Below are 16196 nucleotides of genomic sequence, written 5' to 3' on the forward strand. Positions count from 1 at the left end.
CTGGCAAGAGGCTACTGGAATCTCCCAGAGGAAACGGACAAACGGTTTGTCCCAGATCCATTTTATCCAGGAGAGCGTATGTACCGTACAGGTGACTTGGTGAAATGGACAGAGGATGGCGAACTGATCTACCTCGGTAGAAAAGACCATCAAGTGAACATCCGCGGATTCCGGATTGAGCTATCAGAAATTGAAGCACAGCTCCTTGCGCTAAATGAAGTGAAAGAAGCCGTCGTGACAACGGTCAAAGACGCAAGTGATCAAGACGCTCTTGTCGCTTACGTCATCACAGATAAAGAACCGGATACGTTGAAAGAAAACTTAAAGCGCATCTTGCCAGAATATATGGTGCCATCATGGATCATCAAGCTAGACCAACTGCCGATGACGGCAAATGGCAAAGTGGATCTCAAAGCACTGCCAGCACCTGATGTGGAAGCGAATCAAACAGCATACGAAGCCCCAAGAGATGAAGTGGAAGCACTGCTTTGCGGCATTTGGGAAGATGTGCTTGGCGTCAGCCAAGTCGGTATTCACGACCATTTCTTCTTCCTTGGCGGAGATTCGATTAAAGGCATCCAAATGGCAAGCAGACTCACGCAAGAAGGCTGGAAGCTCGATATGAAACTACTTTTCCAATACCCAACGATTGCGGAGCTTCGCCCATATATCGAAGAAGCGGACCTTCTCACAGCCGATCAGTCAGCTGTCGAAGGAGAGGTTATTTTAACACCGATACAGCGCTGGTTCTTTGAACGGAACTTTGATCACCAGCACCACTGGAATCTCTCAATGATGCTTCATGCACCAAAAGGGTTTGACTTGGCTGTCACAGAACAAGTTCTGCAAAAACTGCTCTCACATCATGATGCACTGCGCATGGTGTTCAGACAGGAGCATGATGACATGCTGCAATACAATCAGCGGGAGTTGACAGAACCATTTTCAATTATTTCTTGTGATGTTTCAAAAGCGCAAGATGTGAAACAGGCGATTTCCACATACGCCAATGAGTATCAGCGTCAACTGAATCTTGAAAAGGGTCCATTGATGAAAGTGATTTGTTTCCATACAGAAAACGGTGATCACTTACTCATCATCACACATCATCTTGTGATTGACGGCGTTTCTTGCCGGATTTTACTAGAAGACTTTATGTCTCTTTATCATCAGGCAGAAAAAGGAGAAACGATGGTTCTGCCGCCAAAAACGCACTCTTTCAAAGAATGGGCAGAAGCGATTGAACGATATGCGCAGTCACAGCTGCTAAAAAACCAGAAGGAGTATTGGGCAGCGATTGAAAATAGACCGTTTACGACTTTACCTGTTGACCATGAAGTAAAAGAAAGAAAAGTCGCGGATACGAAAGCGGTCAAAATGCAGCTGACAGAAGCAGAAACCGAGCATCTGTTAACGAATATCCATCTTCCGTACACAACAGAAATGAATGATATTCTTCTATGTGCGCTTGGGCTGGCCGTTCAGGAATGGACAGGTCAATCTCATGTACATGTACAGCTTGAAGGTCATGGAAGAGAGGACATTTTATCAGGATTAGATATATCCCGCACAGTTGGCTGGTTTACGAGCATGTATCCAGTCGTTCTTGAAGCGAAACCGAATCAGACCATTGCAGACGCTATCAAAGGAACGAAAGAGATGCTACGGCGTGTACCGAATAAAGGGATTGGTTACGGTATTTTAAGATACATGACACCATCCGAACCGTCAGTCAAACACGTGCAGCCTGAAATCAGCTTGAACTATCTTGGGCAGATTGATCAGGAAGTGACGACAGAACTCTTTGGGCCCTCAACCTATGATATGGGCCGTCAAGCAAGCCCTGAATCTGAAGCTGTTTATAAGCTGAACCTCAGCGGTCTTGTTCAGCACAATCAATTCATTCTGTCGTGCTCATATTGTGCAAGTGAATATGAAGAACAAACGATACAGCAGTTCATCGCATTGTTGAAGGAGAAGATCAGATCCATCATCACCCATTGCTTAGCGCATCAAGAGCGAGAATTTACACCAAGTGACTTCTCGGCTGCAGACCTTGAAATGGATGAAATGGACGATATCTTTGACATGCTTGAGGAGAAATTGACCTAACACCACTAGATCAGTCATGAAAAAGGGGAAGGAGGAATGAAATAGATGAGTCAATTTAAAAGGGATCAAGTTCAAGATATGTACTATCTGTCACCGATGCAAGAAGGAATGCTGTTTCATACCCTCCATCATCAAGAAAAAGGCTTTTATGTAGAACAAATGGATATGAACGTGAAGGGCACACTTCGGCATGATTTGCTTGAGAAAAGCATGAATATCATTGTGGAACGGTACGATATTTTTCGTACCGTGTTCCTCCACGAAAAAGTGAAGCGTCCTGTCCAAGTTGTATTAAAGAATCGACCTTTCCAGCTTGATGTTGTGGACATACAGGATCTTTCTGAAAGTGAACAGCTTGAACGTATTGATCGTTTTAAACAAAAGGATCAGCTGAGAGGATTTGATCTCTCGAAGGATCTGCTCATGCGGGCCTCTGTTTTTCAAACGGGTCCTTCAAGCTATCGCTGGATATGGAGCTATCACCATATCCTTCTAGATGGCTGGTGTTTTGGCCTAGTTGTGCAGGAATTGTTTGCGATTTATCATGCACTTTTGCATGACATCCCTTATAGGCTGGAGCCAGTCAAGCCATATAAAGAATATATTCAATGGCTGGAAAAACAAGATAAACAAGCCTCACTTGAATATTGGACGCAATCTTTGGCTGGTTTTGAGGGGCAGTCGACTTTTAAAGAACAGCGAAAGCAAACAAATGAGCATGAATTAGGCGAAATCGAATGGGCCATGAGTAAAGAAGAAACTGCTGCTTTATCAGAGTTAGCCTTGCAGCAGAATGCCACGTTAAGCAGTGCGCTTCAATCGGCTTGGTCCATTTTACTAAGCAGGTATCAGCGCTCAAACGATGTGTTGTTTGGAACGGTTGTGTCAGGACGTCCGGCAGATTTAGCTGGTGTGGACCGGATGGTGGGGTTGTTCATCAATGTCATTCCAAGACGAATTCAGCTGACAGACCAAATGACGTTCCGTTCTCTATTATCAGAAACGCAGCAGCAGTCTTTAGCGGCTGAACCGCACCAATATATCCCGATTTATGATATTCAGGCTAAGGCAGGTCAGCAGCAGCTCATTGATCATATTGTGGTGTTTGAGAATGTCCCTGCTGCAAAGAAAGACGAGCAGGAGTCACTGCTTGGCTTTACAGTAGAAGACATGAATGTCTATGAAAAATCGAACTATGATCTCAATTTACTGGCGTCGCCCGGGGAACAATTGCAGCTGAAGCTGGCCTTTAATCAGCGTGCATTTGATCCTGCATTTGTCCGTAAATTAAAGGATCAGCTGACCCTTTTGATCAAAGGGGCCATCAAACATCCAGATCAGTCAGTTCATACACTGACACTTGTGACAAAGCAGGAAAAGCAGCGAATGTTAGAGGAATGGAATGCACCTGAGCTGGAGCATGATCAGCTTTATTTGACAAAGTGGTTTGAGCATAATGTTCGAAAACAGCCGAATGCAGTGGCATTATCAGCAGGTGATCACACGATGACATATGCGGAGCTGAACGAACAAGCCAATCGACTGGCAAGGCATTTGCAAAAAAATGGGGTGGGTCATCAAACGGTGACCGCCATTTTAGCAGAGCGGACACCTGAACTCATTGTCAGCTTACTTGCTGTCTTAAAAGCAGGTGCCACCTATGTGCCGATTGATCCAGATTATCCAGAAAGCCGTATCCAATATATGCTGAAAGACAGCGGAGCGACGCATCTACTGACTCATTCATCCTTTATCAGTCAGACGAGGTCACTCGCATTTGATGGCACGTATCTTTTTGCAGATGATCAAGAAATTTTACTGATGAGCTCAGAGAATCTGCCACTTGAAGCTGGTTTAGATGATACGGCATACATCATGTATACATCTGGAACAACCGGACAGCCAAAAGGCATCATGACGACCCATTCCAATATTGCCCGGGTGGTCAAAAATACGAATTACTTAACCATTTTAGAAACAGATACATTGCTGTCGTTATCAAATAGCGTATTTGATGGCTTTACATTTGATGTATATGGTGCGCTTTTAAACGGAGCAAAGCTTGTCCTGCCGCAAAAAGAAACCATTTTAGATATGGGGAAGCTCACTGAGCTGATAAAAGGAGAGCATATTTCTGTCATGTTTGTCCCAACCGCTTTATTCCATCTTCTCGTTGATGAAGGAACAGACTGGATGCGCGGTGTGCGTAAGGTGCTGTTTGGGGGAGAGAGGGCATCGGTTCAGCATGTGAGAAAAGCCTTTGATGTGATGGGAAAAGGCAGATTGTTGAATGTATACGGACCAACCGAATCAACGGTTTTTGCCACATATTATCCGATAGATGAAGCGATCCCTTTAGAGGCACGTTCTATTCCAATTGGGAAGCCGCTCAACCAGACGGGCGCTTATATATTGAGTGAGCACAGACAGCTTCAGCCGATTGGAATGGTTGGAGAGCTTTGTCTGAGCGGCAAAGGACTGGCAAAAGGGTATTTGAATCGTCCTGATCTGACAAAACAAGTCTTTATCGCCCATCCATTCGCTGCGGGTGAGCGCCTGTATCGCACGGGGGATTTAGCTTACTTTCGAGAAGACGGTCTGATTGAGTATGCAGGCAGAGTTGATGATCAGGTAAAAATTCGAGGACACCGAATTGAACTGCCAGAAATTGAAGCCAACCTTCTCATGCATCAAGGTGTAAAACAAGCTGTACTCCTAGCGGATCATGATGAAACCAATCATACAAGGCTGCTTGCCTATATCACGTGTGATGATGCATGGAAAGGGAAACTCGATGACATCAAATCAAGGCTGAAAGAGCGTCTTCCAGCTTATATGCTGCCTCATGAGCTGATTGAACTGGAGAACCTCCCACTTACGCCAAACGGGAAGGTTGATAAACGCCAGCTACCAAAACCAGAGGCACCGCAAGGAAACCGCCGTGTGAAACTGCCCGCAAATGAAGTGGAACAAAAGCTGCTGGTAATGTGGCGGGAAGTACTTGAACGAGAGGATATTAGCACAGATGACCATTTCTTTGAGCTTGGCGGACATTCTTTAAAAGCGATGTCTCTTTTGTCCAAAGTATCAAAAGAGTTTGAGGTTCAGGTGCCGATCCATTTGTTGTTTGAGACCCCGACGATTGAAGCACTTAGTCATTATATTCAGCATCAGGACGGGGAAACCGCTGGCTATCTTGTATTCAATGAATCTCAAACATCAACAGTCTTTGCTCTTCCGCCATTACCAGGCTACGGCTTTATCTATCAGGAAGCAGCAAAAACGCTTGATGATGTTCGGCTAGTCGCTTTTGATTTTATTGAAACGAATAACCGAATGGCGCAGTACGTTCAGCATATTCAGCACCTTCAGCCAAAAGGGCCGCTGACGTTGATGGGGTACTCAGGCGGATGTTACCTCGCCTTTGAGCTTGTTCAAGCGCTTGAACAAGGAGGGCGGACAGTCGAGAAGGTCATCATGATCGATTCCTATAAGAAAATTGGAGAAAGTGATTTAGAAGGACGATCCATTGATGATGATATTGAAGCGATTGTTCATCAAACGAAACAAAGCGAACTTGCTCAAGGGGAGATCGTTCAAGAAGCGCTTGCCCAAAAGACGCGCGCCTACTATGAAACGTTTGTTAAGGGGGTGAATCAAGGCAAAATACAGGCAGATATTACGTTCATCCAATCTGAAGAACAAATAGCGATCCCGGACTGGATGGAAGAGTGGACACAGGCAACGGCCGGATCTTTTACCCAATACCAAGGCTATGGCCGGCATGCTGATATGTTCAAACAGAAAGAATGTGCAGTTCAAAATGCAAAGCTGATCAAACATATTGTCAATCAAACAAATAGAGAACGAGTCTTGTAAACTTTAGATTAGGCAGGATGCAGCCTTGCAGTCCTGCCTAACAAAAAAGGAAAGGAACTCATATGAAACCATCAACCATTAACCAAACGAGTAGACATGAATCAATGGATGCGATTTTACAAGATGTAAAGACAACCATTTTACAAACCAACGAAATCGAACGCTTCGCTGTTTTTTCACGTGAAAAAACCATTCGACCGCGGCCGTATCACCTCTCTCATTTATTTCTCGACAAGCACATTGAGCAGGAGGCCGCAGCGGAAGCGATACAGACGCAAAAGGCTGTACCTGCTTTGGCCGATATGCCGCCCGCTCTTTCCTATGGAGGGGATCTCGACGTCACACAAGGCGCACAGACCTTACAGGACGTCTTAACAGAGGCTGCAAAAACGACAAATGGGCTTACGTATATCGTGAATAGCAAGAACGAACTCACACAATCTTATGCGCAGTTACAAGGAGACGCCGAGAGGGTTCTGACTGGTTTAAGGGCACTGGGGCTGAAGGCAGGAGATCCTGTTTTCTTTCAATTCTCATCGAATCATGCCATGGTCACTGCCTTTTGGGCATGTGTATTAGGCGGATTTGTTCCAACGCTTGTGTCGGCTGCCCCAACCTATCGGGAGATGAATGCTGCAGTGAAGAAGCTTCATCACGCTTGGAAGCTGCTCGAGCATCCGCTCATCCTAACAGATGACTCACTGATCGAGGAGGTGCAAGGGTTAGCCTTACTGTGGCATACAGACCAATTACGTGTCGCAGCAGTTGAGCCGATGCTGACATTAGAAAGAGATACAGCCGCTCACCCTGCCGCGCCAGATGATTCCGTCTTCTTTATCTTAACGTCTGGAAGTACAGGGATGCCAAAGTGTGTAGAGCATTCCCATAGAAGTGTGCTGGCGAACGTCAAAGGAACAGTGGCAGCAAATCAATTTACACAAGAGGATGTCTCGTTAGACTGGATGCCTTTAGATCATATTGGTGGCATCGTGATGTTCCACCTTGTCAATGTGTACACAGGCTGCGAGCAGATTCGGGCAAGAACAGATGACTTTATCGCTCAGCCGCTGCGGTGGCTTGACTGGATGGACCGCTACCGTGCAACGAAGACGTGGGCACCTAACTTTGCATTTGCGATGATCAATGATTATGAGAAAGAGATTTCATCAGGATCTTGGGATCTGTCGGCGATGACCTGCATGATTAATGGGGCAGAGGCGGTCGTGCCAAAAACCATCCACCGATTTCTACACCTGCTTGCTCCGCACGGCTTAAAGGGAGATGTGATCAGACCGGCTTTCGGCATGTCTGAAATCTCATCAGCGGTTGTGTTTTCCTTTGCGATTGAGCGTGGAGATGAAAACAGCGGGGTTCTGACCTTTGAGGAAACGTCGCTGACAGAGCAGCTAAGACCAGCAGAAGCACGTGAGACAGGAACCGTCAGCTTTACAGAGTTGGGCAAACCGATTCCAGGTATCACGATACGCATCGTCAATCATCAGCATGAGCTTCTTCCAGAAGATCATATTGGCCGTGTGCAAATAAAAGGTCCAACCACCATGAAGGGCTATTACCGGAATGACGAAGCGAATCAAGAAGTATTTCAAGCGGATGGCTGGTTTCACACGGGTGATTTAGGTTTCCTGCACGAAGGAAGGCTGACACTAACCGGTAGAGAAAAAGATATGATTATCATCAACGGGAAAAACTATCACAACTATGAAATTGAAGCCATAGCAGAGGAAGTACCGGGAGTAGAAACGAGCTTTGTGGCTGCTTGTTCTGTCCGAATGGAGGCTTCTGCATCCGATGAACTGATTCTCTTTTTTACACCGAAGCTGTATGAGCCGGCTTATATTATGAGGGCAAGTCAGCACATTAAATCCCATATTGCAACAAAAATGGGCTTGTCTGCATCTCGCATCATTCCTGTCCAGAAGCATGCATTTCCCAAAACAAGCTCTGGAAAAATAGAAAGGGCACAGCTCAAGACAAGATGGCAAGAAGGCGAATTTGATGAAATGATCATGGAAATGGACATGAGACTTGAAAATGAACATACCTTGCCTGATTGGAGTTATCAAAAGAAATGGATACCTGCTCCACTTGATGCAGCTGACAAGCAGATCATAGGGGACGTTGTGATCTTTGCAGATCCATTAGGACTGGCAGATCAATTGAAATCTTTTGCAAACAGTGAACAAACATACATTACGGTTGAACCGGGTCAAGCGTTCAAACAACTCACACACACTCACTTCATCATCCACCCGAATCGGCCGTCTGACTACGAACAACTCTTTGAGACGCTCCGTTCGTATGGCGTTTCGGTGAAACACATCATTCACCTTTGGAACTATACAAACCAAGAAGACAAGCTTTATGTGTCCAAGGCAAAACAAGCGCAGAAAACGGGCAGCATGAGTGCATTATTTTTAACAAAAGCCATTTCCGTCTATGAGGAGCAGGTGGCCATCACTTTTGTCTCAGCCCATGCGATGAATGTGCCGGGGGATCATATCCACGATGTAGAAAAAGCAACGACAGTAGGACTGATGACAGCAATTCAGCATGAATGGCCGTTTATCAAGGTGCAATGTCTTGATTTTTCTCTAGCAGAATCGGTATCTAGTCATTCTCATGCAATGGCGATGATGGCAGAACTCACACATGACCAAGACCGTCATGTTGCTGCTTATCGTCAAGGTGTTCGTTATATTCCCTTTTTAGCACCTCTTCATTTGGAAAAGGAACAGAAAAGGAAAGAGCTTCCATTTGAATCATCTGGGCTTTATGTCATAACAGGCGGGCTAGGCGGAATTGGCCGTTTAGTCAGTGAACACCTACTGACATCTTATCAAGCACATCTCGTGTTGCTTGGAAGGAAAGAGAGAGAGGCACTTTCTAGTGACCAGCAAGAGACATTGTCTTTGCTAGAAAAGCAGGCAAAAGTGCATGGCGGCAAGGTTCTTTATGAGAAAGCAGACATCACGGCTGAAAAAGAGGTAGAAGCAATCATCTCTAGACATGAGGTCGCCGGAAATCGAAGGCTGGATGGGATCATTCATTTCGCAGGTATCATTCAAGAAGAACTGCTTGCTGATATGACATCTGTGTCTCTGAATGACATGTACGAAGCGAAGGTATATGGAACGATTGCGCTTCATGAAGCTGCCTCCAAACGCAGGAATGTTTTATTTCTTTCCAGCTCGTCAGCCCGAACGCTAAAGGGCGGTATGACTGTCGGCGCCTATTGCGCTGCCAATGAGTTCGTGGAACAATTTGCTCATTATCAGAAGCTGACATCTACAGTGAAGCCATATTGCTTTAGTTTCAGCATGTGGGACGAGATTGGAATGAGTGAAGGCTCCATGATAAAAGGCATGTTAAAAGAAAGAGGTTATCTCCCAATTTCAAAGCAAGCAGGCTTCCAAACGATGCTCGCATGTCTGATGACAGATGCTCCGCTCATTTATACGGGATTGGATCGATCGAAGAAAGAGATTTACGAGATGGTCCATGCGGATGCGGAGATGCAAACAGAGCAGACCTTTTACGTCTTTTTCAAAACTGATCAAACAAAGGCGGTTGAAGAGCGGCTTTATCAATCGATTCATACATGTTTACAGTCCCGTCTATCTGGTGAATATGCCGTGCATTTGTTTCCTGAGGAATATTGGAAAGAAACAGAAGATGGAACGCCAGACGAGGCATATTTTCATGAATTAATAGAGGAAAGCGGAATGGATTCAGACAACAGAGCACCTCACACAGAAACGGAGAAACTGCTCGCACACATTTGGTCAGAGCTGCTTGGTGTCTCAGATGTCAACTGCGGCGATCATTTCTTTTTACTAGGAGGCCATTCGCTGAAGGCGACGCAAATGCTGTCTGCGGTTAGACAAAAAACAGGGTTTGACGTGCCGCTTGCTGTGTTGTTTGAACATACGAGACTCGGAGAATTAGCGGATTGGATCGATTCAAATGCCAAAGCAGATGAAGTGATTCCGATGAGAAAAATGGAAAAGGGTCAGGAAATTCCGATGTCTTATGCCCAGCAAAGACAGTGGTTCCTCTATCAATTAGAGCCGGATTTGCCATTATACAATAATACGATTTCGTTTCGGATGAATGGGCCTTTAGATATCAAGGTGCTTCAGGAAAGTCTGCATCATATGGTGGAAAGACATGAATCGCTCAGAACGTCCTTTACGATGAGCGGGGATGAACCGGTACAGGTCATTCATGAACAGATGGCCCTTCCAGAGCTTGAGGTGATGGACCTTTCAGGCATAGCGTCACAGGAAGAGAAAGAACAAAAAGCGGCTGAATGGGCGAAAGAAGAGACATCCACACCTTTTCAATTAGAACACGAAGCGCTCTTTCGAGTGAAGCTGATTCGACTTTCACCCGCAGAGCATATCTTGCTGATGTCCATTCACCACATCGTGTCAGATGGCTGGTCGATCGGCATTGTTGCAAGAGAATTATCCGAGTGGTATACAGCGGCGATCGAAGGGCGGGAGCCTCACTTGCCGGCATTGCCTATTCAATATGCGGATTACGCACTGTGGCAGAAGGAGTATTTGACAGGAGAACCACTAGGTAAGCAGCTTGCCTATTGGAAGGAGCAATTTGCGGCACCTGTTGAAGATTTGGTATTGCCGTATGATCATCCGCGGCCGGCCGTTCAATCCTACAAAGGGAAGACGAAAACATATCAGCTGTCGAAGTCACTGTCTGAAAAGATTGATGAGCTATCTAAGAAAACAGACAGCACACTGTATATGACCTTGCTGTCGGCTTTCTCTACGCTATTACATCGATTGTCTTCACAGGACGAGTTTGTCATTGGCTCGGTCATTGCTGGGAGAAATCGAACGGAAATGGAGCATTTAATCGGCTTTTTCGTGAATACATTGGCGCTTCGGATCGACCATAGCGGGAATCCAGCCTTTACGGAATTATTAGAGCGAGTGAAGGAGACAACCGTCGGTGCTTTTGCACATCAGGATGTGCCGTTTGAGATGGTGGTCGATGAATTGAATATTGTGCGTGATGCCAGTAAGCAGCCGCTGTTTCAGGTCATGTTTGTTCTGCAAAACTTACCGCTGGAAGCATCTCCAATGGGGGAGGCGACGTCGGTTTTAACCATTGAAGATAATGATACAGCGAAATTTGATCTCTCCCTGTTTGTGTTTGAAGGAGCTGAAGGTCTTCAGTTAAAACTTGAGTATCAAGCAGATTTATTTTCTGATGACACGATGGAGCGATTCCTCGCATACTACGAGCACCTGCTTGAAAGCATTTGTGAAAATCCAGGGCAGCCGATCAGACAAGTGAATTTCCTGCCAGAGAAAGAAAAGCATCAATTGCTCTATGAATGGAGCGGCAAGACTGATCAACCAAAAGGTCCGCTGCTCATGACGGAACGATTTGAAGCGCAAGTGAAAAAGACACCTCATGCAGTGGCGCTCGAATTCCAAAGAGATGAGTGGACGTACCAGGAGTTACATGAAAAAGTCGATCGACTAGCAGCCTATTTGCAGCAGCGCGGCGTGACGCCGCATGAACCAGTTGGACTGCTCATCGACAGATCGCCTGAAATGATTCTTGGGGTGCTGGCCATTGTGAAAGCAGGAGGGGCTTATGTGCCAATTGATCCTGAATATCCAGATGCCCGCATTGACTATATGCTGAGAGTTACAGGGATTCAGCTTTTACTGACAAAAAATGAATGGCTGAAAAAAGTATCCATCCATCAAACGGAACTTATTTGTCTTGATCAAGGGTATGAAGAATTTTTACCAGAAGCAGAGGTCATGCCCGCTGCACTAAGACCTGATGGACTTGCTTATATCAATTACACATCGGGGTCAACTGGACAGCCAAAAGGAGTACTGATCCCGCATCAAGCGGTCGTCCGGCTTGTGTGTGAAACAGACTATGTCACCCTTGATGAACAAACGCGCATTTTACAAATCGCTAGCTTCTCTTTTGATGCATTTACGTATGAAATATGGGGAGCCCTTTTAAACGGGGGAAGGCTCATACTGACGGATCGAAATACCATTTTATCAATGGATACATTAGCGGAAGCACTAAAAACTTATCAGATTACAACAGGGTTCCTGACTGTGCCGCTGTTCAACCGTTTAACAGAAGAACATCCAGAAGCTTTATCTGGACTTCATGCATTATTGATCGGCGGAGATGCCTTATCAGCCGCTCATATCCGAAAAGCACTACCGTATTTGCCTGAAGGGCTTTTAAATGGATATGGACCAACAGAGAATACGACGTTCTCCTGTGTGCATCACATTCGGGCACTGGAAGAAGATCAGGCGACGGTCCCGATTGGACAGCCTATTGCTTATTCACAAGCTTATGTATTAGATGACCAAATGCAGCCAGTTCCGCAAGGCGTCATCGGCGAAATTTACGTTGGCGGCACAGGGCTAGCACTTGGTTACCTTGGAGATGAAGAAAAAACAGCATCATCATTTATCCCGCATCCTTTCCAAGAAGGAGCGCGTTTATATAAAACAGGCGATATGGGCCGCTGGCTGTCAAATGGCATCATTGACTGTCTTGGAAGAATCGATCATCAAGTGAAAATTCGTGGACACCGCGTGGAATGCGGCGAAATTGAAGCCGCTATGCTGACATTTGATGACATCACAGAATGTGCCGTTATCCCGCATCAGCATGAGAGTGGTCATAAGCGATTGATCGGTTATTTTGTCCAAAAAGGGGGCATGACCACGCAAGACATTCGCCAAAACTTAAAAGACATCCTGCCAGATTATATGGTGCCAAGCCTATTAATAGAGCTGGATGAATTACCGCTCACGCCAAATGGCAAGGTAGACCAAAAGCGTCTTCCACCGCCAGAGTGGAGACAAGAAGAAGTAGAGACAGCCATTGACAAAGCAGCTACTGAGGAAGAACGTGTGTTAGAAAAAGTGTGGTCTCAGCTGCTAGGCGTTCCTTCTATTGGCGTCCATGATAACTACTTTGAGCTTGGCGGAGATTCCATTATTGTCATACAAATGGTGGCACGCTTAGCACAGGAAGGCTACGTCATCCAGCCGAGAGATGTATTTGAAAAACAGACCATCTCACAACTCGCACAAGCGATGAGAAAGTCAGAGGTCTCTACGGTCTATGATCAATCACCTGTGACAGGAGAGGTTCGTCTTCTCCCGATTCAATCTTGGTTCTTTGAGCAATCGATGACCAATCAAGATTATTGGAATCTCTCGGCGCATATTGAAATGAAGCGATCTGTTCCACATGAACAGTTAACACAGGTTCTTTCAAAACTGGTCGATCATCACGATATGCTGAGAGCTATATATACAAAAGAGGCAGATGGCACATGGATTCAAACCATTCGTGAGCCTGGTGTCACACCTTGTGTCACATTCTTTGATGTGACAGATGTGTCTCAAGAGGAAGCACGAAAACAAATCCGCTTGGAGACAAATGCCTGTCAAGGAACATTGTCATTAGAGCGTGGAGAAGTGATCAAAGCGATTCTTTTTCATACAGGTGAAGACACGTCTGAGCTCTTTATTGCTGCACACCATCTCGTCATGGATGGCATATCATGGCGCATGATACAAGAAGATGTACTAAATGGATTGAAACAGCTTGCTACGGGGCAGGACATCATATTTGCGAAAAAAACCGCCTCCTATAAGCAGTGGGCAGATGCCTTATACGAATATGCACAAACAGATCAATTACAAGCGCAGGCCTCTTTTTGGCAAAAAATCAAGGATCAAGAGGAAGAAGGTTCTCCTTTCCAACTGCCTGCGCTTTCTAATATAGAAGAACATGCAGAGATCCTGTCGGTTCAGCTCACAAAGGAACAAACAGATATGTTACTTAGACAGGCCTCACAAGCATACCGAACAGAGATTAACGATTTACTGTTAGCAGGACTCACGCAAGCCATTGGAAAGCCAATGCTCATCACGTTAGAAGGGCATGGACGCGAGGATTTATTTGAACAGATGGATTTGTCACGGACAGTCGGCTGGTTTACAAGCTCTTATCCTATTTTTATTCCTTTTATACAAACCGATGTTGCAAGACAAATCAAAGACGTCAAAGAAACCTTACGAGCTGTGCCGCAAAAGGGAATCGGCTATGGTTTGCTTCAATACATGACAGAACCTCGTTTACTCAAAACGGTAACGCCGCAGATGAGCTTTAATTACCTCGGTCAGTTAGATCAGGCAGATGGCGAAGCCAAGCTGTATATAGCAGACGAACGAAATGGACATGTTCACGATCCGAAAGCAGAAAGACAGCATTTGATCGATGTGTATGGATATGTGACAGATGGCCAGTTGCAGATGAACTTTATGATCAATCGTGAACTGCTGCAAGATCAAGAGGTGCGGTTGTTACCTGAGCGTTTTAAAGAAAAGATGGAGATCATCTTGACGCATTGTGTTGAAGCGAGCGGCGGCTTTACACCATCTGATTTTCCGATGGTTCAGCTCACGCAAAAGCAAATAGATGAACTTCCAGACAATGTAGTCGATGTGTATCCGCTGTCTCCAATGCAGCAAGGAATGCTGTTTCATGCACTGCTAGATCAAGCCTCACAAGCTTATTTTGGTCAGGTGCATATGACGCTCCAAGGCTTAACAAACGGCGATGCCTATGAACAAGCTTGGAATCTTCTTGTAGAACGTCATTCGATTTTGAGAACAAAATTCGCTTGGGAAGGGCTGAAGGAGCCTGTTCAGTTCATTCAATCAGAAGGAAGCATCCATCTCACTCAGCACGATGTGCGCCACCTGAGTGACAAGGAGCAAGAAGAGACAATCGAACACTTTTTAGTATCTGATCGTTCAAAGGATTTCCATTTAGACCATATAGATGAACCGCTGATTCGGATTGCTTTATTCCGTTGTGATGAGGAAAGATGCACGTTTGTCTTTAGTTTTCATCACATTTTAATCGATGGCTGGAGTTTGTTCAGCTTTATTCAGGAATCCTTTGCGCTGTATCGCTCTCTTGTGGACGAACGAGAGATCAGTCTTTCTACAGTCCGTCCATATAAAGATTTTATCGAATGGCTGCAAAAGCAGGATCAAGAGAAGGCGCAAGAATTCTGGCAGCGTTATATGTCAGGCGTAGAGGAAGCGACACCGCTTCCAGGAGACGGCGAAGAACATGCTTTAGACCAAGAAGTAAGCATGGCGCAGTCCAGCGTCAAATTGACGCCAGAGATGCAGCAGAAGCTGGAGAAGATGACAGGCAAGCAGAAGGTCACGTTGAGCACACTGATTCAATCAGCGTGGGGACTGCTTTTGCACCTTCATTCAGGCGCAGAGGATGTCATATTTGGGGTGACCGTATCTGGCCGGCCAGCCGACTTACCAGAAGTGGAAAGCATGACAGGGCTCTTTATTAACACATTGCCGCTTCGTCTTTCGATCCATTCGGACTGGACGATTGCGCGATTGCTCGCCTATACACAGGAAACCGTTTTTCAGATGAGAGAATACGAGTATACCGTACTGCCAGATATTCAGCAGATGACGGAAATTCCAAATGGTGAGGCATTGTTTCACAGCATTGTCGTGTTTGAAAACTATCCGATTGAATCCATTGAACCGTATGGCGTACGCATTTTGGACATCGCCAGTCATGAAGAAACAAATTATGACTTAACCCTTGTCGCAGTGCCGGGAGATACGCTGGAGCTTCGGATCACATACAACTTACATCAATATACAGAAAAGCAAATACAAACGCTGATGGAGCAGCTGATTCACACCCTTGAAGCCATGACAGAACAAGTGGATACGCCGCTATCTTCCTTCACCATTGTGACAAGTGAGGAAAAAGAGCGGATGATCAGTGATTGGGCGAAAAACGCACATGTCAGCGTGCTATACCCAGACCAAGAAGAAATATATGCAGGCGTACATGATCCTGCCTATGAAACGGAAATATATGTCCTGAATGAAGAACATCAGCTCATGCCGGTTGGATTTCCTGGAGATGTTTTTATCGGCGCAAAAGAGATCAAAGCACTTTTTGGAGAGCTAGCCGATTGGATGGAGGCGCATAAAATTCCGCATCCATTCAAACATCAAACAGGCGAATATCTTTATCCGACAGGGGATGTCGGCGTTTGGACGGAAGAAAGCAAGATTCAGATTTTGGATTGGATGTAG

3 protein-coding genes are annotated in these 16196 nt (G+C 45.5%); all 3 read left to right on the forward strand.

The genetic code is table 11. From position 1 onward, the window contains the following. A partial coding sequence (locus tag FXF70_RS16945; protein ID WP_148780804.1) for a condensation domain-containing protein occupies positions 1-2112 on the forward strand: 2112 nt, incomplete at its 5' end. Between the two features lie 45 nt (positions 2113-2157). Then, a complete protein-coding gene (locus FXF70_RS16950; protein WP_148780805.1) occupies positions 2158-5991 on the forward strand; it encodes a non-ribosomal peptide synthetase in 3834 nt (1277 codons plus the stop codon). Between the two features lie 62 nt (positions 5992-6053). Then, a complete protein-coding gene (locus FXF70_RS16955; RefSeq protein WP_148780806.1) occupies positions 6054-16196 on the forward strand; it encodes a non-ribosomal peptide synthetase in 10143 nt (3380 codons plus the stop codon).

The organism is Bacillus sp. Y3 (assembly GCF_008123875.1).
Classification (GTDB): Bacteria; Bacillota; Bacilli; order Bacillales; family Bacillaceae; genus Bacillus; species Bacillus altitudinis.

Coding starts and splice junctions, on each gene's coding strand:
- FXF70_RS16950 (WP_148780805.1), top strand. CDS start 2,158: ATGAGTCAATTTAAAAGGGATCAAGTTCAAGATATGTACTATCTGTCA.
- FXF70_RS16955 (WP_148780806.1), top strand. CDS start 6,054: ATGAAACCATCAACCATTAACCAAACGAGTAGACATGAATCAATGGAT.